Source organism: Neptuniibacter marinus (assembly GCF_965223595.1).
Lineage (GTDB): Bacteria > Pseudomonadota > Gammaproteobacteria > Pseudomonadales > Balneatricaceae > Neptuniibacter > Neptuniibacter marinus.
Map to the genome: position 1 here is coordinate 817,241 of NZ_OZ245004.1, position 18,734 is coordinate 835,974.

Annotated in this window: 16 protein-coding genes; 11 read left to right on the top strand and 5 right to left on the bottom strand. The window is 44.8% G+C overall.

The window, feature by feature from the left end; genetic code table 11:
• Window positions 1-69: 69 nt before the first annotated feature.
• On the bottom strand, window positions 70-759 hold the full coding sequence (locus ACOQOE_RS03795; RefSeq protein ID WP_075107966.1) for a ComF family protein: 690 nt from the start codon (window positions 757-759) through the stop codon (window positions 70-72).
• A 113-nt stretch (window positions 760-872) separates the two neighbouring features.
• Between ACOQOE_RS03795 and bioB the strand changes: the two genes are divergently transcribed.
• The 7 genes from bioB to ACOQOE_RS03830 all read left to right on the top strand — a co-directional run bounded on the left by bioB (window position 873) and on the right by ACOQOE_RS03830 (window position 6,738).
• Entirely contained in the window at window positions 873-1,916 is a 1,044-nt protein-coding gene (gene bioB, locus ACOQOE_RS03800) for a biotin synthase BioB (protein ID WP_067867681.1), read from the top strand.
• Between the two features lie 81 nt (window positions 1,917-1,997).
• Window positions 1,998-3,152, top strand: coding sequence for an 8-amino-7-oxononanoate synthase (gene bioF / locus ACOQOE_RS03805; protein ID WP_420554924.1), 1,155 nt, complete (start codon window positions 1,998-2,000; stop codon window positions 3,150-3,152).
• Window positions 3,152-3,919 carry a pimeloyl-ACP methyl ester esterase BioH gene (bioH, locus tag ACOQOE_RS03810; RefSeq protein ID WP_420554925.1) on the top strand — a complete coding sequence of 256 codons (768 nt, stop codon included), beginning with the start codon at window positions 3,152-3,154 and terminating at the stop codon, window positions 3,917-3,919. Before bioF ends, bioH begins: the two co-directional genes overlap by 1 nt.
• A 5-nt stretch (window positions 3,920-3,924) precedes the next feature.
• Window positions 3,925-4,734, top strand: coding sequence for a malonyl-ACP O-methyltransferase BioC (gene bioC / locus ACOQOE_RS03815; protein ID WP_067867826.1), 810 nt, complete (start codon window positions 3,925-3,927; stop codon window positions 4,732-4,734).
• Entirely contained in the window at window positions 4,735-5,424 is a 690-nt protein-coding gene (bioD, locus tag ACOQOE_RS03820; protein ID WP_067867691.1) for a dethiobiotin synthase, read from the top strand.
• An 81-nt stretch (window positions 5,425-5,505) separates the two neighbouring features.
• Window positions 5,506-5,757: a hypothetical protein gene (locus ACOQOE_RS03825; RefSeq protein WP_067867694.1), complete on the top strand. Its 252-nt coding sequence runs from the start codon at window positions 5,506-5,508 to the stop codon at window positions 5,755-5,757.
• Between the two features lie 78 nt (window positions 5,758-5,835).
• The gene (locus tag ACOQOE_RS03830; RefSeq protein ID WP_067867697.1) at window positions 5,836-6,738 is read left to right on the top strand and encodes a putative metalloprotease CJM1_0395 family protein; all 903 of its coding nucleotides are present in this window, start codon (window positions 5,836-5,838) and stop codon (window positions 6,736-6,738) included.
• A gap of 109 nt (window positions 6,739-6,847) precedes the next feature.
• Here ACOQOE_RS03830 and ACOQOE_RS03835 read toward each other — a convergent pair whose 3' ends face one another.
• The 4 genes from ACOQOE_RS03835 to xseA all read right to left on the bottom strand — a co-directional run bounded on the left by ACOQOE_RS03835 (window position 6,848) and on the right by xseA (window position 10,568).
• Window positions 6,848-7,618 carry an alpha/beta fold hydrolase gene (locus tag ACOQOE_RS03835; RefSeq protein ID WP_067867700.1) on the bottom strand — a complete coding sequence of 257 codons (771 nt, stop codon included), beginning with the start codon at window positions 7,616-7,618 and terminating at the stop codon, window positions 6,848-6,850.
• A 56-nt stretch (window positions 7,619-7,674) separates the two neighbouring features.
• Window positions 7,675-8,301, bottom strand: a complete 627-nt coding sequence (locus tag ACOQOE_RS03840) for an FKBP-type peptidyl-prolyl cis-trans isomerase (protein ID WP_420554926.1) — start codon at window positions 8,299-8,301, stop codon at window positions 7,675-7,677.
• 69 nt (window positions 8,302-8,370) lie between these two features.
• Window positions 8,371-9,204, bottom strand: coding sequence for a peptidoglycan DD-metalloendopeptidase family protein (locus tag ACOQOE_RS03845; protein WP_420554927.1), 834 nt, complete (start codon window positions 9,202-9,204; stop codon window positions 8,371-8,373).
• A 5-nt stretch (window positions 9,205-9,209) separates the two neighbouring features.
• Window positions 9,210-10,568: an exodeoxyribonuclease VII large subunit gene (gene xseA, locus ACOQOE_RS03850; RefSeq protein WP_067867707.1), complete on the bottom strand. Its 1,359-nt coding sequence runs from the start codon at window positions 10,566-10,568 to the stop codon at window positions 9,210-9,212.
• 228 nt (window positions 10,569-10,796) lie between these two features.
• On the opposite strand from xseA, the gene guaB reads away from it, so the two are divergent.
• The 4 genes from guaB (at window position 10,797) to ACOQOE_RS03870 (ending at window position 18,734) form a co-directional block, all read left to right on the top strand.
• Window positions 10,797-12,266: an IMP dehydrogenase gene (gene guaB / locus ACOQOE_RS03855; RefSeq protein ID WP_067867710.1), complete on the top strand. Its 1,470-nt coding sequence runs from the start codon at window positions 10,797-10,799 to the stop codon at window positions 12,264-12,266.
• 94 nt (window positions 12,267-12,360) lie between these two features.
• A complete protein-coding gene (guaA, locus tag ACOQOE_RS03860; protein ID WP_067867832.1) occupies window positions 12,361-13,941 on the top strand; it encodes a glutamine-hydrolyzing GMP synthase in 1,581 nt (526 codons plus the stop codon).
• A 1,022-nt stretch (window positions 13,942-14,963) separates the two neighbouring features.
• Complete coding sequence (locus ACOQOE_RS03865) at window positions 14,964-15,947, top strand: TAXI family TRAP transporter solute-binding subunit (protein ID WP_067867715.1); 984 nt, start codon at window positions 14,964-14,966, stop codon at window positions 15,945-15,947.
• A gap of 159 nt (window positions 15,948-16,106) precedes the next feature.
• On the top strand, window positions 16,107-18,734 hold the full coding sequence (locus tag ACOQOE_RS03870) for a TRAP transporter permease (RefSeq protein ID WP_067867719.1): 2,628 nt from the start codon (window positions 16,107-16,109) through the stop codon (window positions 18,732-18,734).

Consider the following 18,734-nt stretch of genomic DNA (forward strand, 5'->3'; position numbering starts at 1 on the left):
AAGCTTAATTGTTGTTCTAAAGAAGAAAATAATCAATGGAGCATGGCCGTTGTTTATTGATCTGCTGAGTTATTTAGGTGTTCGTGCTATCACGAGCACATCAATGCGCTCTGTGCCGGCTTTTATTAATGTTTGTGCTGCGGCTTCTAATGTAGCCCCAGTGGTCATTACATCATCGATCAACATTACATATTTATAATGGTTATCTTTAGCTTGAAAAACATTACGTTGGTTTTTTAATCGTTCACTTCTTTTTAGCTCCATCTGCCGGCGGGTTGATTTTTTCTTCTTTAGTAGCTGTGTATCAACTTTAATCTTTAGTTTTTTCCCCAATTCAGCTGCTAAAAGCTCGGCTTGGTTAAAGCCCCGTTTATAAAGGCTGACTTTATGCATAGGGATAGGAATTAGGGCTTCGACAGTTGTAGGTAATGAGTAATGTTCCAATAAGAGTTGTGCTAAATGGCCTATGTATTGTGTTTTGTTGGTATATTTTATTTTTCCTATGAAGTGGTCGATGGGAAATTGATAAAGGAAAAGAGCATTTACTTGAGTAAATGATGGTTTTTTCTTAAGGCATTGGCCACAGATTGCATTTTCTGGGGCGTTGGTGAGAGGAAGTGCACAGATACTACATTGAGCGTTGAGCCAAGGAAGATCTTTTTTGCATGATCCGCAGATTCCGGATCGACTATTACAGGGCTTTAAACATAGAATGCATAGATCAAATAATGACCTGTAGTTAACTTTAGTTAATTTCATAGGTTGACAGTTCCTTCTGTCAGGATAGAATTACGCTATTAAGCAGGCAATAGCCTGTCGAGCGTTGAAGCATCTTGCTTCATGATCGTTATTTTCCGGGGGATACTTCTAAGATGCAACAGTTAGGTGCAATTCGTCATAATTGGACAGAGGCAGAGGTAAAATCACTGTTTGAGCTGCCTTTTAATGATTTGATGTTTAAAGCGCATACCGTACATCGGGAGAACTTTGATCCGAATGAAGTGCAGGTGAGCACGCTTCTTTCAATAAAAACAGGCGCTTGTCCTGAAGATTGTAAATATTGCCCTCAGAGCGGTCATTACAATACCGGGCTTGAGAAAGAGCGCTTGATGCAAGTTGAACAAGTGATTGAAAAAGCGAAAAAAGCGAAAGAGACAGGCTCGACACGTTTCTGTATGGGAGCGGCCTGGAAGCACCCTGCAGATAAAGATATGCCTTATGTGATTGAGATGGTTAAAAAGGTTAAAGAACTTGGTTTGGAAACCTGTATGACCTTAGGCATGTTGGACGAAGGTAAAGCAGAGCAGCTTGCTGATGCGGGTTTGGATTACTACAACCACAACCTTGACACCTCTCCAGAATTTTACGACAAGATTATTACCACACGTACCTACCAAGATCGCTTAGATACACTGCAAAATGTGCGTGATTCAGGCATGAAGATCTGTAGTGGTGGTATTCTAGGTATGGGTGAAACAGCAAAGGATCGCTATGGTCTGTTGATGCAGCTGGCTAATATGCCGGTACAGCCAGAAAGTGTGCCTATTAATATGCTGGTAAAGGTCGCTGGTACGCCCTTAGAGAACGTAGATGATCTTGATCACCTTGATTTCATCCGCACCATCGCTGTTGCTCGTATTATGATGCCAGCGTCTCATGTGCGATTGTCTGCAGGGCGTGAACAGATGAGTGATGAAACTCAAGCGATGACCTTCTTCGCTGGGGCTAATTCCATCTTCTATGGTGAGTGTTTGTTGACGACGCCAAACCCTGAAACCCATCGCGATCTTCAGCTATTCCGTAAATTGGGTATTAACCCTGAACAGCGTATTTCTGATGCGGATGATACACAGGAAGCTGCTATTCTGAATGATTTGCAGAAGCAGAACGATAGTCAGCACTTCTACGAAGCCTAAACCCGTTATAGAGATCAAATTAAGAGCAGAGCCTTCTGCTCTTAATTCACTTTTCAGATCTATGCCTACTAGAGATCGACTATGTCTTTCGATGATTTATCTGCTGAGCTTGAGTTAAGAAAGCAACAATCCCTTTATCGCAGCCGCCGTACGCTACAAACAGCTCAGCAACCTGTAGTGCAAGTGGATGGGCGTGAGTTTTTAGCTTTCTGCTCTAATGATTACCTAGGGTTAGCGAATCATCCTGAAGTGATCAAAAGTTTTCAGCAGGCGGCTAATAAATACGGCGTAGGTGGTGGTGCCTCCCATCTAGTGAATGGTCATAGCCAAGCGCATCATGATCTGGAAGAAGCGTTGGCTGAATTTACAGGTCGCCCAAAAGTGTTGCTGTTTTCAACGGGTTATATGGCCAATATTGGTGCGGTCAATGCGTTGCTTGATAAACGTGATGCTGTTTTGCAGGATAGATTAAATCACGCCTCTTTACTGGATGCTGGTTTATTAAGTGGAGCCCGCTTTCAGCGTTATCTACACAATGATGCGAATAGCCTCGATAGTAAATTAGCTAAAACTGAGGCGCGGCGTAAATTAGTAGTAACGGATGGTGTCTTTAGCATGGATGGCGATGTTGCTGATCTGCCAGCTATCTCCTCTGTTTGTAAAAAACACCAAGCTTGGTTGATGGTGGATGATGCCCATGGTTTTGGCTGTTTAGGTCAGCAGGGAGGTGGCTGTGCTGAATACTTTTCGATGGCTGAAGATAGTTTGCAGTTATTAGTGGGGACTTTAGGTAAAGGGTTTGGTACCGCAGGTGCTTTTGTTGCTGGCTCTGAAGAACTGATTGAAACCCTTGTGCAGCATGCTCGAACTTATATTTATACAACCAGTATGCCGCCCGCAGTGGCTGCCGCTACGCTGACCAGTTTGCGATTACTTAAGCAGGAGACTTGGCGTCGGGAAAAACTAACGGCGTTGATCAAACAGTTTAGAGCGGGCTGCTCAGAACTAGGGTTAACACTGATTGATTCTCCAACACCGATTCAGCCAATCATGATAGGTGAGTCGGCTAAGGCGATGCAGATAAGCAAAGCCTTAGAAGAAGATGGAATCTTTATTGGTGCTATTCGTCCGCCAACAGTGCCTCAAGGTAGTGCTCGTTTACGCGTAACGCTAAGTGCTGCACATACGGAAGAACAGGTAAATCGCTTACTACATGCCTTAGAGAAGGTAAGCTAATGAGCCTTTATGTCGAGCGTTATGAAAATAACGGTAAACCTGAGTTGGTCTTGTTGCATGGCTGGGGTATGGATAGCAAAGTCTGGGGTGCTTTTGCGGAGCAGCTTTCTAGCTCTTTCTCCCTAACGTTAATTGATCTGCCAGGGTTGGGGCGTTCAACCGCTTTTCCTGAGCCTTATACAGCTGATGCCGTTGTTGAGCTATTGGGTGAACATGCGCCAAAGGCTGCTGCGTGGTTAGGTTGGTCTATGGGTGGGCAATTGGCTATTGAATTTGCCGCTAGGTATTCCGAGCGAGTTACGTGCTTAATTACGGTAGCTTCATCCCCTTGTTTTGTGCAGCGTAGTGATTGGTCTTGTGCAATGGATGAAGAAACTCATGGTCAGTTTGAACAAGCGCTAGAGGTCAATGTAAGTAAAACGCTTCAGCGCTTTATTATGTTGCAAACTCAGGGGGCTGAGGCAGGGCGCGATACCTTGAAAAGCTTAAAGCTTATTCTTAAGAATCTAGACCATACAGGAGCAAGAGAAAGTCTTCAGCTATTAAGGGATGATGTGCGAGATCAACTGTCGAACCTATCTATGCCGATCATGCAGTTATTTGGTGAAAAAGATCTTCTGGTTCCATCCGAAGCTGCGCAGGCGTGTGAGCGGTTATCAAAGGGCCTAATTAAAGTATATGAAGGTGCAGGTCATCTGCCTTTTTATTCGCATCAAGCTGAAGTCGCTGCTGATGTTACTCAATTTGTGCAGGAGTCGATAGCTTAGTGGATATGCTGATCGACAAACAAAAAGTAGCTAATTCCTTTAGCCGTGCGGCCATGACTTACGATAGTGTTGCTGAACTGCAGCGTGATGTAGGGCATGCGCTGATGGCACATCTCCCTCAAACATTAGGAACCGCGTCCGTACAACGTGTTATGGATCTTGGTTGTGGGACGGGATTTTTCTCACCAAAGCTAAAGCAGGCATATCCTGAAGCAGAGCTATTGAATGTAGATTTAGCATTTGGAATGTTGCGCTATGCCCGTGAAGAAAGAGCGATTCCTGATGCTAACTGGATATGTGCTGATGCGGAACATCTTCCTTTTGCTAATAATAGTATGAGCCTTGTTTTTTCAAGCTTAGCGATTCAATGGTGTGCGGATTTCTCAGCATTAATGACAGAGATTGAGCGGGTGTTAGCGCCTGGCGGGCAGTTTGTATTTGCAACTTTAGGGCCTTCCACACTTTGTGAATTACGTCGTGCATGGGGCGAAGCAGATTCTTATACTCATGTTAATCAATTTCTTTCTTCAGATGAACATCTTGTTGTAGTGCCTGAAAACCTCAAGGTTAAGGTTTTTGATGAGGAGTTGCGCGTATTACGTTATCCGCAATTGAAAGGCTTAACCGATGAACTAAAAAGATTGGGTGCGCATAACATGAATGCGGGCCAGCAGGTTGGTTTAACCGGTAGAGAACGGGTGAGACGTTTTAAAGCGGCTTATGAAGCGCAACGTTTAGCAGATGGTTCTATCCCAGCAACCTATCAAGTTTACTATGCGGTGTTTGAAAAAACTTTAGTGGAGCAATATTCATAAATGGCTAAGCAAACCTATTTTGTTGCAGGTACAGATACAGATGTTGGGAAAACAGTAGCTGCGGCAGGATTGTTAGCAGCGGCTAATAATCAAGGGTTAGCCACTATAGGGTTGAAGCCTATAGCGGCCGGTTGTGAGCGTACAGAGGAAGGGCTTAGGAATAGTGATGCGTTGTTATTACAAAATACGGCATCTATTAACTTGCCTTATGAACAAGTGAATCCTTTCTCTTTTGAGCCGCCTATTGCCCCGCATATAGCTGCGATTGAAGAAAATAGAATGTTAAGCGCCGACAGAATCGCTGCGCTGTGCCGTGGTGCGTTAATGCAGCCGGCGGATTTTGCTATTGTTGAAGGAGCTGGTGGTTGGCGGGTTCCGCTAAGCGACCGAGAAACAATGGCCAATATACCTAAACAGCTCAAGATTCCTGTGATTATGGTGGTGGGTATTAAGCTGGGCTGCATCAATCATGCTCTATTAACTGCTGAGAGTATTGCGAGAGATGGTCTACGATTGGCAGGATGGATTGCCAATGCCGTCAGTCCTGAAATGTCATGTTATAAAGAGAATGTTGCCACTATAGCGACGATGTTGCGTGCTCCTTTAATTGCAGAAATTCCTTTTTTAGAGAACCCTTCTCCAGAGAATGTGGCTCAATATATTGAGATTGATAAATTACAGACTCTATAATTTGATCAAAAAGTGACCATTGGCTTTCTATGATCTATAATGTTTCTTGATATGTAGATTTGAACAAGCGGAGGTGTCAGCATGAATGTAACTAATGCGATGCAATCTGGTTTTATAGGACTTAATCGCGGTTTAGATAATGCCCCAAGGGCCGCGAGTGATGTAACCGGCTCAGGTAAACCTGATGAGGTGGAACAGGCATCAGGTCGAAAACAGGACGAAGCGGTTGTTGAGTCGGCTGGGGGCGCGTCTGTAGAGGCTGCTGCCACTAAAGTCGTGGGCGAGGTTGAAGAGTTAGGTCAACCGGGATCAATAATTAATATACGTGTGTAATGAAGTGATTCATGGAAGGAATCAGAACTAATGTGAAGTGTTCTATGCTTTGCTTAATCGAGGATAAGGGGGCTGCTTATGCAAATTATCAGTTCTAGTAATTCTCAGGCATTGAATGCCCCATCCACATCTATTGAGCTTCGCTTCCAAGAAGCTCAAAGAGTTCTGTCGTCAGTGGCGAACCTATCTGCTCAGGAGGAGTTATCCTCTAGTCGTTCTGAACTTAACCGTGATCGAGTTACTTTATCCGCTGAAGCGAGTGCTTTATCTCGTCTTGCCGGCTCTACAGAATTGGATTCCGGTGATGGGGAATTGGTTGGTCTAGAGTCAAGCGCTGTTACTCATGCTGCGGGTAGTTCCCAAGATCAAAAAGAGATAGAAGAGCAAGAGTTAGAAATTAGCCGTGAACTTGCTGAACGTGATCGTGAAGTGAAGGCTCATGAACAGACCCATGCTTCGATTGGTGGGGCCTATGCTTCAGCGCCGAGTTACACTTATGAGCGAGGCCCTGACGGTAGGATGTATGCGGTTGAGGGTGAGGTGAAAATTGATACATCCCCAATCCCTAATGATCCAGAAGCGACCTTAGAAAAAGCTGAAGTGATTCAGCGAGCAGCGTTGAGTGTTTCCGAGCCTTCATCTGCTGATCGTGCTGCAGCGGCTGATGCGCGAGCTATGGCTGTAGAGGCCCGGATGGAAATACTTCAGCAGGAGCGAGAGGATGAAGTGGCAAAAACAGAACAAACATCAGATGCTAACGAGGATAATAGCGAAGATACTAAGTCTGCAGGTGATGTTCTTCGCGAGTTAAGGGATGAAAGTGCCGCACGTTCGGAAAGCTCTGCAGAAGCGTTGAGTGACTACAATGACCGAATCAATGAGATTAATAAGCAGCTAGCAGAGATTAACAAAAAGTTAGTGGATGCGGGTGTGTTCCAGAAGTTATTCCCCGAAGGCTCTCTGCTTGATAACCAAGTTTAATGAGATCTGCCTATCTGTTGCTTGTATCTATTAGCATTTCAGAATTTATTCTTTAGAAATTGCCCCGCCCTTTTTGGCGATGTTAGTCGTTAGTTTGTATGCAAGTTGCTCATGTGTCTGGTCTAGTTAAATAATTTAGAGCAAGCTTTGAAAATTCAGCAGGTTTTTCTGCGTGAGGGTTATGTCCAGATCCCATAACTACTTTGTAGTTTGCGTGAGGAAAGAGCTTTAGTAACGCATCTCTATGGGCTGGCAGCATATAGTCTGATAATTCCCCTTTGATAAATAACACTTCAGACTCAAATGGTTTTCCATCAGGTGCTGCGCAGATATTACTGTATTGATCATGCAGTGCATCCAGATTCATTAACCATGCAAATTTATTATCTTCTGTGCGATACAGGTTTTTAAGTAAAAATGCGCGTGTGCCAGGATCATCCACATGTTGTGCTAACTGTTTGTTTGCATCACTTCTTGATGCCAAGTTAGCCAAGTCAATGGCATACAAACCTTCAAATACGTTTGAATGATGGGGAGGGTATTGTATCGGTGATATATCAACAATAATGAGTTTATCAATAAGCTTTGGATAGTTTAGAGCCAGTTGCATAGCTGTTTTTCCACCCATAGAGTGGCCAATGACACTGACTGTGCTGAGCCCGAGATGATCAATTAGCTCTACAATATCTTCAGCCATTAGAGCATAGCTCATCTCATCTGAATGAGGGGAGCTCCCATGATTACGAAGATCGACAGAGATAACCTGAAAGTGCTGTGATAAACGTTTGATCTGACCGCCCCAGTTATCCATCGTGCCGAGTAAGCCATGAAGAATAATTAAGGGAGCACCTTCGCCGTACAACTTATAATTTAAAATCATTATTTAATCTCACTCATTAAAAAAGCGGCCGAAGCCGCCTTTTATGATAATGGAAATTACAGAATTTCTAATAGTTCCACATCAAATACAAGAGCAGAATAAGGTGGGATTCCACCTGGAGAGCCCTGTTCGCCGTAGGCAAGGTTATAAGGGATGTATAATTTCCACTTAGCACCTTTGTTCATTAGCTGAAGTGCTTCAGTCCAGCCAGCGATAACGCAGCCAACAGGGAATTCTGCAGGCTGACCACGATCGTAAGAGCTATCGAAGACTTTGCCATCGATGAATGTGCCGTGGTAGTGCGTGCGTACTTTAGATTCACGAGTAGGTTTTTCACTACCTTCTTCGCCGGCCTCAAGAATTTCATATTGAAGGCCTGATTCAAGAACAACTACACCATCGCGTTTGGCATTGTCTGTTAGGAAGGCTTCGCCTACTGCAGAAGCTGCTTTTGCTTGTTCTTCTTGCTGAGCGCGCATACGTTCATTAAGTACGTTAAATGCTTCTTGGATTTCGCTGACTTCAACTCGCATACCTTCGCCATGAACAGCATCAGCAATACCTGCTGAAATGGCAGCAATGTCCATGCCTTCAAAGGGTTGCTGTGCTAATTGATCGCCCATTTGGCGACCAATGCCGTAACTTGCTTTTTGTTCTAGTGTTTCTAGTTGTACATCAGACATGAATTAAGTCCTACTAGGTTCTAAAAAAAACGAGCCTTCAGGCTCGTCCTAAAAATGTGTATTAAAAAATTATGGTGCTAAAAATAATGTGGGGTCGACCCGTGTATTATTCAAGCTTACGCTCCAATGAAGATGAGGTCCGGTTACACGTCCTGTCTTTCCAATCTCACCTAGCTTGTCGCCAGTGGATACTTTATCGCCAATTTCCACATCAATTTTACTCATATGGCAGTACATAGTGGTTAAGCCTAAACCATGATCAATAATTACAGTATTACCATTAAAGAAATAACTGCCAGTATCTACCACTGTACCGGCACTAGGGGCTGTTATTGGATCCCCTTGAGGTGCTGCGATATCTAAACCGCTATGGGGGTTTCTGGGTTGTTTGTTAAAAAAACGCTTCAAACCGAATGGGCTGCTATAAGGGCCTTTGGCCGGAAGGGCAAATTGAGTAATGGGACTGGAAGGCTCGCTCCAGTTTTTAAATGCAGCAACCATTTTTGCTTTTTCTGTGCGCCAGCGCTTAATATCTTCTGGGTTAGGCTCAACGTGACGTTTGTTTTTTACCGTTAAGTATTGCGCTTTGTATTCTTTATCTTCTATTTGAAAATAGAATGACGTTGCATTCGCTCTGAGGTGCTGCTTTTGATCATGTTTAGCGCTCAGAGGTATGCCTGCTATAGCGAGCCAATCACTCTTTTGTTCATATTTTGTACCTTGGCTAGGGATAACCATAACGCGATTTCCTTTATACCAAGCGGAAGGTGCATTGGTACTCTCAAGGCCAGTAAGGGGGATAATAGCTACACCCCCAGGGACTCGGCTTTCTTGTGGAAGTGATTGTGCATAAGTCGCAAGGCTTATAAAGCAAAGGCTAATAAATAGTATTATTTTTTGCATGATCATTATTCCGTAATTACTTCATCTACGCGGCAGCGTAAACGTCCTTTATAGAGTTGGCTTTCAATAACATCGCCTTTTTGGGTGGTGGATGCATCCTGTATGACGGTGCCATGTTCATCTTTAACAATAGCGTAACCTCGCTCTAATGTAGCGAGAGGACTGACTGTATTCAGCTGTGAAGATAGGGAGCCTAGCTTAAAGCTCTTTTGTTGCAAAAGCGTGTGGACCGATTGGGTTAGGCGCTGCTGTAATGAATGGATCTGCTCCTCTTTTAGAGGCAGTAGTTTAGTTGGTGATAGGGCTTTTACTCTAGATAAAAGCTGCTGTTGTTGATGTTTTGCATTAATGATTTTAGCGTTAATCCCGTTGAGTAATTTTGCTTCTAAATGATCTAAGCGTTGTGCTTGCTCGTTTAGTTTCTGTCCTGGGTGGCGTAAACGTGTTTTTGAGTGCTGAATACTGAGGGCGGTTGTTTTGAGCTTTTGCTCAATATGACGAATTAAACGCTGCTCTAATAACGCTAATCTTTGTTTAAGTTGATGTTGATCAGGGCTCAGCATCTCAGCCGCTGCAGAAGGAGTGGGAGCCCGTGTATCAGCTATGAAATCTGTAATAACCACATCAACTTCATGGCCGACTGCGCTAATGATCGGTATGTCACAGTCAAATACGGTTCTTGCAACGTCTTCTGTATTAAATGCCCATAAATCTTCGAGTGAACCACCGCCACGGCCAAGGATTAAAACATCACAGGTTTGGTGGACTTCAGCTAGAATGATCGCTTTGCAAATCTGCGCCGGTGCTTCATCCCCTTGAACTGAGGTCGGGTAAATCGTTATTGGGAGTCCGGGAAAACGACGTTTTAAAACGGTCAAAATATCGTGAACAGCAGCCCCAGTGTTTGAAGTGATAATACCTATGTGGGATGGATGTGCTGGGATAGGCTTCTTATGTTTGCTATCAAATAACCCTTCAGCTTGTAACTTAAGCTTTAATTCTTCAAACGCTGCTTGTAAAGAGCCACTACCACTCGATTCCATAAAATCGCAGATCAGCTGATAGTCCCCTCTGCCTTCATATAAGCTGACTTTAGCTCTTACAACGACCTTATCACCTTGCTTCGGCGCGGGTTTGATCAGTTGGTTGCGATTTTTAAACATAGCGCAGCGGACTTGAGCTTTGTCATCCTTGAGTGTGAAATACCAGTGCCCCGAACTAGGGCGGACGAAATTCGATATCTCTCCCTCAACTTGGATCGTAAGGAATGAGCGCTCGAGTAAAGTGCGTGCTTGCCTATTGAGTTCTGAAACACTAATGGCATGTATACGACGCGTATTTGTTGGGTTTGTTTCAGTAAACATGAGCCTATAGTAAACGAAGTTGAAGGCAGGATGCAGTAGCTAATAATAAGTTGTTTGGAAATAGATTGTTTTTTATGGCATTAATTGGTGCGAAAAAAATAATTCGATCTATAGTTGTGCTCATTAGCCCTGTTTTTAGCGATAGAGTGCAACTTTTAGATTGAGACAAAAGGCTAATTTCTGTATAATTTTGCGTCTAAATTTATTCACTACACAGGCTGGCAAATAATGTTGCGAATCGCTGAGGAAGCTCTCACTTTTGACGATGTCTTGCTGGTTCCGGGCTACTCTGAAGTACTGCCTAAGGATGTTTCACTGAAAACTCGCCTCACAAAGGAAATTACACTTAATATTCCTTTGGTATCTGCGGCAATGGACACAGTGACTGAATCAGGTCTTGCTATCGCTATGGCGCAGGAAGGTGGTATCGGAATCATCCATAAGAACCTGACGATTGAGCAACAGGCTGCAGAAGTGCTGCGTGTTAAAAAGTACGAGGCAGGGGTTGTAAGTGACCCTGTTACTTGTCGTTCTGATATGACGGTAGGTGATCTACGTCAGTTATCTGCATCTGTAGGCTTCTCGGGTTTTCCTGTTGTTGATGACGGTAATCTAGTCGGTATCGTAACTGATCGTGATTTCCGTTTTGAGCATAAACTTGATGCTTTAGTTGCGACGATCATGACACCTAAAGATCGTTTAGTAACGGTTGAAGAGGGTGTTGATCCAGATAACGTAAGAAATCTGCTTCGGAAACACCGTATTGAAAAAATATTGGTTGTAGATAAAAGCTTTAAACTTTGCGGCATGATGACCGTCAAAGATATGAATAAAGCCCAGTCACATCCTAATGCTGCTAAAGATGCTAAAGGCCGCTTAATCGTTGGCGCTGCGGTAGGTACAGGTCCAGAAACCCCTGATCGTGTAGCTGCGTTAGTGGCTGCGGGTGTTGATGTGATTATTGTCGATACAGCTCATGGTCACTCAAAAGGTGTTATCGACCGTGTAGCTTGGGTGAAGAAAACATTCCCTCAGGTTCAGGTTATTGGCGGTAATATTGCCACTGCAGCAGCAGCGATCGCGCTTGCTGATGCGGGTGCGGATGGTGTTAAAGTGGGTATAGGCCCAGGCTCTATCTGTACGACACGTATTGTGGCAGGTGTGGGTGTTCCGCAAATAAGTGCAGTTGCTAATGTGGCTGAAGCTATGGCTGAGCGCGGTGTACCTGTTGTTGCAGATGGTGGCGTACGTTTCTCTGGCGATCTTGCTAAAGCGGTTGTTGCTGGTGCATCAGCTATTATGGTTGGATCTATGCTTGCGGGTACGGATGAGGCGCCAGGTGAAGTAGAGTTGTTCCAAGGGCGTGCGTTTAAATCATACCGTGGTATGGGATCGCTAGGTGCTATGGGTCAGTCTACAGGTTCATCTGATCGTTATTTCCAAGATGCATCTAAAGGTGTTGAGAAGCTTGTTCCTGAAGGCATTGAAGGTCGTGTGCCTTGTAAAGGGCCAATGGGTGGTGTTGTGCACCAGCTAGTTGGTGGTTTACGTGCCTCTATGGGTTATACCGGCAGTGCGGATATCGAGACAATGCGTACAGAACCACAATTTGTTCGTATTACAAACGCAGGTATGAACGAAAGTCATGTTCATGATGTAAGCATTACCAAAGAAGCACCTAACTACCGCGTTAGTTAATTTAATAAACTCTAGAAAATGGGCGGAGTTCATGACTTTGCCCATTTTTTTTTTGCAGACATATAAACTCTGTAAAGCATTGAGATCAAATGTTATGACCAAAGATATTCACGCTCAACGGATTTTGATTCTAGATTTTGGATCGCAGTACACACAGTTAATTGCACGACGTGTTCGTGAAATTGGCGTTTATTGTGAGATTCGTGCATGGGACATGACTGAAGAAGAGATTCGAGAGTTTGCACCAAAAGGTGTGATCTTAGCGGGTGGACCTGAATCAGTTACTGAAGGTGATTCGCCTCGTGCGCCGGACATTATTTTTGATCTTGATGTGCCTGTCTTAGGTATCTGCTACGGTATGCAGACCATGGCTGAGCAGCTAGGCGGTCAAGTTTCAGCTTCAGATAAGCGTGAGTTTGGTTATGCTCAGGTTCGTCTGGAAGATAGCCCTAGCCGATTATTAGAAGGGATCGAAGACCATTTAGCCAACAATGGGTCATTGTTGCTAGATGTATGGATGAGTCATGGCGATAAAGTCACGGAGTTACCCGAAGGCTTCTCTGTTATCGCTGCAACAGAATCAGCGCCTATTGCTGCTATGTGTAACCCGACTAAACACTTTTATGGTGTGCAGTTCCACCCTGAAGTAACCCACACAAAACAAGGCGGGCGTATTCTTGAGCGCTTTGTTGTCGATATCTGTGGTACTGAAGCGCTTTGGACATCAGCTAATATCATTGCTGACCAGATTGAAAAAGTACGCGCTCAAGTTGGCAGTAACAAAGTGCTACTTGGTTTATCGGGTGGTGTTGATTCCTCTGTTGTTGCTGCTTTGTTGCATAAAGCGATCGGCGATCAGCTTACTTGTGTCTTTGTTGATAACGGTCTATTGCGTAAGCAAGAAGGCGATCAAGTTATGGACATGTTTGCCAAGAATATGGGCGTTAAGGTCATTCGTGTTGATGCGGAAGATTTGTTCCTTGGCCGCTTGAAAGACGAAAATGATCCAGAAGCTAAACGTAAAATTATCGGTAATACCTTCATCGAAGTCTTTGATGAAGAAGCTACCAAGCTGACTGAGGTTAACTTCCTTGCGCAGGGTACGATCTACCCTGATGTTATCGAATCGGCTGCTGCGAAAACAGGTAAGGCTCATGTGATTAAATCACACCATAACGTTGGAGGCTTGCCTGACGATATGAAGATGGACCTTGTTGAGCCACTGCGTGAACTGTTTAAAGATGAAGTTCGTAAATTAGGCCTAGAATTAGGTTTGCCATACGATATGGTTTACCGTCATCCATTCCCTGGGCCTGGTTTAGGTGTGCGTATCCTAGGTGAAGTGAAGAAAGAGTACGCTGATATTCTACGTGAAGCGGATGCAATCTTCCTTGAAGAGTTACATAAAGCCGATTGGTATCATAAAACCAGTCAAGCTTTCGCTGTGTTCCTACCGGTTAAATCGGTTGGCGTGGTTGGTGATGGCCGTCGTTATGAGTATGTTATCGCGCTGCGCGCGGTTGAAACCATTGATTTTATGACTGCCCGTTGGGCGCACCTGCCTTATGAGCTGCTGGAAACTGTATCGGGTCGTATCATCAATGAAATCGCGCACGTGTCTCGTGTAACTTATGATGTAAGCTCTAAACCGCCTGCTACGATTGAGTGGGAATAATTTCCTAAGATAGAAGTTAAGCACTACACAACAATTAAGTCCGCGTAACAGCGGACTTTTTTTTAAGTCTTTTCTGCGCATGTGGGGCTTATAGCATAAGCTAGCCATCTAAACTTTATAGCAACCTATAGCTTGAAGTCACTCAGAGGAATTCTGGTACTGAAGGCAATCAGTTTTGTGCCGTGCCTAATCAGCTATTTGACAAAAAACATGCCACTGCACTTACGCGTGCTTCTATGGTGTGAGCGTTCGGTTACGGCAATCTAGGGCTGGTACGAGATCATTCTTTAGTTTCCATACGTAATCGATACGAGTAGTCCAAATTTAACTGGTGCCCCTAAGCTGTTACAACAATAACATTCGCCGATTAGCCTCAGGGTGATCCCGAGGAGACGATGATCGTTATTGGTCTCTTCCGCCGCTAATTTGAAAGACTTAAATACAATGGTTCAATTTATATCTCAGCACCCGTTGGTAGCTCAAAGATTAAAACAGATTGATTTAAGATCGCTGACTATATTTTTTGATCATGATTGCGAAGCCTATTTTGAGCGGCAACAATCGAGTTTTTTGACAGGAAATATGCCAAGCCCTCAGCCAAGAATAAAGTTCAAAAGCAGTAACTGTTCACATTATTGAAAATAATGGTGAATAATAGCTATTATAATCGCGCAAAAAATAGAGTTAACTAATATTAGCTTGATAGTCTCGGAAATAACCTTTCTATTTTTACAAAAGCCAAAATGCCTTGCTAGTTGTGTGTGTTGTTTCCTATCAAGTATCGTTAATTTCGTGCACTCGTCGCACCGAGTGCTATATTAATAGTAATAGGTTAATTTTATGTGTATCTGCGGTTCGCGGGTTATATTGAGATCGTCGTCGATAATCCGTGGATACGGTATTTGTGCTTAATGTTGGGATCAATGACATAAAAATAACGACAAGGTTTTTATCTTGTCTTACATAAGGTAGAAAACAGTCGGTTACACCGACCTTGAATATAACTATAAAGGATGCAAATGATGAAGTTGAAGAAGTTATTTACTAACACTGTGGTTGCTGCTGGTATAGCGATTGGGGTTCAAGGTGGCGCAGCTGTTGCTGCTCCTCAAGCATCTTATGTGACTATTGGTACTGGTGGTCAGACCGGCGTCTATTATGTAGTAGGTCAGTCCATTTGTCGTTTGGTTAACCGTGGTAACAAAGATCATGGTATTAAGTGTACCGCGCCATCTACAGGTGGTTCGATTGCGAACCTGAATGCCATTCGTGCGGGTAACCAAGATATGGGTGTGGCCCAGTCTGACTGGCAATACCACGCTTACAATGGCTCTAGTAAGTTTTCTGAACAGGGTGCTAACAAAGAGCTTCGCGCGGTATTCTCTGTACATCCAGAACCATTTACTGTGATTGCTCGTGCCGATGCTGGTATTAAGAGTTTTGACGATTTAAAAGGTAAACGGGTCAATATAGGTAACCCCGGTTCTGGCCAACGTGGCACTGTGGAAGTGGTCATGAAACGTAAAGGTTGGACCATGGATGACTTCAAGCTTGCTTCAGAATTGAAGGCGTCTGAGCAATCTCAAGCGTTGTGTGATAACAAAGTCGATGCGATTATCTACGCTGTTGGCCATCCTAACGGTTCAATTAAAGAAGCAACGACTTCATGTGATGCAGTATTGGTACCGGTTACAGGTCCTGAAATCACGAAGTTGATCGATGATAACGCTTTTTACGCTGAGGCGATTATCCCTGGAGGTATGTATAACGGTAATGATGCCGATACCACGACCTTTGGCGTAGGTGCGACCTTCGTTTCTTCAACCAAGGCTGATCCGGAAGTGATCTATCAAGTGGTTAAGTCTGTGTTTGATAACTTTGACCGGTTCAAGCGTTTACACCCTGCCTTTGCCAATCTTGATCCCGCTAAAATGATCAAAAATGGTCTGTCTGCTCCACTACATGAAGGCGCTGTACGTTATTACAAAGAACGTGGCTGGATGTAAGTAATACACCCCTGACCGGCGGCTCCGCCGTCTATTTCGACTATCCTAGGATGTTCCTGGGATAGTCTTTTCTCAGTTCTGGCGTGACCTTTGGGCTTTGCTGGAGCGCACTAATATTTACCGGCGGTAAACGCTGGGGGTGTTGGATCGGAGAGTATTATGACTGAACTGAATTCAAAAGAACCGACTAAACTCAGCGAAGCCGAGCTCCAAGATTTAGTGGCGTCGACGGATAGTGGTGCCCGAGATCCAGAAGGCATTCAACGCTTTTTACTGTTGGCTGCTGCACTGTTTTGGTCGCTATTTCAATTGTGGATCGCCTCGCCGTTACCATTTTACGATTGGCCGTTGGTCGGCAGTTTTGGTGTTTTCAATGATACTGAAGCGCGTTCGATTCATCTTGCGTTTGCCGTATTTCTTGCTTTTATGGCCTACCCCGCCTTAGGTGGCTCTCCCCGTGAGCGGGTGCCTTTACCGGATATGGTAATGGCGATAACGGGTGCTTTTTGCGCGGGCTATCTGTTTATCTTCTATGTCCAAATATCGGATCGTCCGGGCTTGCCGACGACACTGGATATTGTCGTGGCCATTGCCGGCGTGATTCTCTTGCTGGAAGCCACTCGACGTGCACTTGGACCACCACTCGTCGTCGTCGCATCCCTATTTTTGTTTTATACCTTTGCCGGCCCCTATATGCCGGAAATCATCGCCCATAAAGGCGCGAGTTTGAAGGAAGTCGTTAATCACCAGTGGATCACCACCGAAGGTGTGTTTGGTATTGCACTGGGCGTGTCGACCAGTTTCGTTTTTCTATTTGTTTTATTTGGTGCTTTGTTGGACAAGGCCGGTGCCGGTAACTATTTCATCAAGGTCGCCTTTTCCCTGCTAGGGCATCTACGTGGTGGCCCTGCCAAAGCCGCGGTTGTGGCTTCAGGTATGACGGGGCTGATTTCAGGTTCCTCCATTGCTAATGTGGTTACCACGGGTACGTTTACTATTCCAATGATGCGCCGCGTGGGTTTCAGCGCGGAGAAAGCAGGTGCGGTCGAAGTGGCCTCATCGGTTAATGGTCAGATTATGCCGCCAGTGATGGGCGCTGCTGCGTTTTTGATGGTTGAGTATGTGGGCATCTCTTATGTGGAGGTGATCAAGCATGCTTTTCTACCCGCATTGATCTCTTATATCGCACTGGTGTACATCGTTCACCTTGAAGCGCTTAAACAGAATATGTACGGCCTGCCTCGGCGCAGCGCTGCGAAGCCTTGGATGGCGCGTTTGATGGGGGTGTTAATTGGATTCTTTGCTACTGCTGTAGTGTCATTAGTGGTCTACTACGGTATTGGCTGGATCAAACCACTGTTTGGTGAATATGCGAGTCTGGTAATCGGTGTATTGTTATTGATTGTCTATGTGTTGCTGGTGCGTTTCTCGTCTGGTTACCCAGATCTCGAGCTAGATGATCCAAATTCTGATGTGGTGGAGCTGCCAGAAGTTGGGCCGACCGTTAAATCGGGTTTGCACTTTATTCTGCCTGTTATTGTGCTGGTTTGGTGTTTGATGGTAGAGCGTTTGTCTCCTGGATTGTCAGCGTTTTGGGCGACTATGTTAATGATCTTTATCCTGTTGACGCAAAAATCCCTTTTTGCGTTCTTCCGTAATGAGGGTGGGCTTGGCCGACAGTTTAGGAAAGGCTTTAATCAGCTGGTCGACGGTTTAATCGTTGGTGCACGTAACATGATCGGTATCGGCATCGCGACGGCCACGGCCGGTATTATCGTAGGTGTGGTATCGCAGACAGGTGTGGGTTCTGTATTAGCGGATCTAGTTGAAGTATTGTCGATGGGTAACCTGCTGTTGATGCTCGCCTTGACGGCCGTACTTAGTTTGATTTTGGGCATGGGCTTGCCGACCACGGCCAACTATATTGTGGTGTCATCTTTATTGGCACCCGTAATAGTGACTTTAGGTCAAGAGTCAGGCTTGATTGTGCCGCTGATTGCTGTGCATCTATTCGTGTTTTACTTCGGCATCATGGCCGATGTAACACCTCCGGTAGGACTTGCTTCTTTTGCCGCGGCGGCGGTATCCGGTGGTGATCCGATCCGTACGGGGTTTGTCGCATTCTTCTATAGTTTGCGAACCGCTATTTTACCGTTCCTGTTTATATTCAACACTGACCTATTATTGATCGACGTGAGCTGGTGGCAGGGCATTATTGTCTTCGTGGTTTCGACTGCGGCGATCTTGCTGTTTACTGCTGCAACTCAAGGACATTTTTTGGTGCGTAATCGGTTACATGAAACGGCGTTATTGATTCTTATAGCCTTCTCTCTATTTCGTCCAGGTTTTTGGATGGACATGGTGGCTCCACCGTTCCAGACGGTAGCCGCTAGCGAATTAATGAGTGATAGCTTGGATCTGCCTAATGGCGCTGAACTGAGGCTGCATTTGATCGGTGAAGATGATGTTGGTAATCCACGGGATTTTGTCGCGCTGTTTGAACTTGCTGAGGGGGCGAATACTCAGGAACGCTTGGTGAATGCGGGTCTAGAACTGGCGGATATTGATGGCAAGGTGGTAGTGGATATGGTCGGCTTCGGTAGTCATGCAGAGAAAGCGGGCTTGATGTTTGATCAGCAGATAGGGCAGGTGGAAGTACCGAAGGGACAGCCACCCAAGGAGCTTATGTTTATCCCTGCTTTGTTATTGCTGATACCTGTCGTGCTATTTCAGCGCCGTCGTCGCCGGGTTAGCGGTGGTCAGGCTTCGACTCTAGCAAATACTTAA

Coding starts and splice junctions, on each gene's coding strand:
- ACOQOE_RS03870 (WP_067867719.1), top strand. CDS start 16,107: ATGACTGAACTGAATTCAAAAGAACCGACTAAACTCAGCGAAGCCGAG.
- bioC (WP_067867826.1), top strand. CDS start 3,925: ATGCTGATCGACAAACAAAAAGTAGCTAATTCCTTTAGCCGTGCGGCC.
- ACOQOE_RS03865 (WP_067867715.1), top strand. CDS start 14,964: ATGAAGTTGAAGAAGTTATTTACTAACACTGTGGTTGCTGCTGGTATA.
- ACOQOE_RS03830 (WP_067867697.1), top strand. CDS start 5,836: ATGCAAATTATCAGTTCTAGTAATTCTCAGGCATTGAATGCCCCATCC.
- xseA (WP_067867707.1), bottom strand. CDS start 10,568: ATGTTTACTGAAACAAACCCAACAAATACGCGTCGTATACATGCCATT.
- ACOQOE_RS03840 (WP_420554926.1), bottom strand. CDS start 8,301: ATGTCTGATGTACAACTAGAAACACTAGAACAAAAAGCAAGTTACGGC.
- bioF (WP_420554924.1), top strand. CDS start 1,998: ATGTCTTTCGATGATTTATCTGCTGAGCTTGAGTTAAGAAAGCAACAA.
- bioD (WP_067867691.1), top strand. CDS start 4,735: ATGGCTAAGCAAACCTATTTTGTTGCAGGTACAGATACAGATGTTGGG.
- ACOQOE_RS03845 (WP_420554927.1), bottom strand. CDS start 9,204: ATGCAAAAAATAATACTATTTATTAGCCTTTGCTTTATAAGCCTTGCG.
- ACOQOE_RS03835 (WP_067867700.1), bottom strand. CDS start 7,618: ATGATTTTAAATTATAAGTTGTACGGCGAAGGTGCTCCCTTAATTATT.
- bioH (WP_420554925.1), top strand. CDS start 3,152: ATGAGCCTTTATGTCGAGCGTTATGAAAATAACGGTAAACCTGAGTTG.
- ACOQOE_RS03795 (WP_075107966.1), bottom strand. CDS start 759: ATGAAATTAACTAAAGTTAACTACAGGTCATTATTTGATCTATGCATT.
- ACOQOE_RS03825 (WP_067867694.1), top strand. CDS start 5,506: ATGAATGTAACTAATGCGATGCAATCTGGTTTTATAGGACTTAATCGC.
- guaB (WP_067867710.1), top strand. CDS start 10,797: ATGTTGCGAATCGCTGAGGAAGCTCTCACTTTTGACGATGTCTTGCTG.
- guaA (WP_067867832.1), top strand. CDS start 12,361: ATGACCAAAGATATTCACGCTCAACGGATTTTGATTCTAGATTTTGGA.
- bioB (WP_067867681.1), top strand. CDS start 873: ATGCAACAGTTAGGTGCAATTCGTCATAATTGGACAGAGGCAGAGGTA.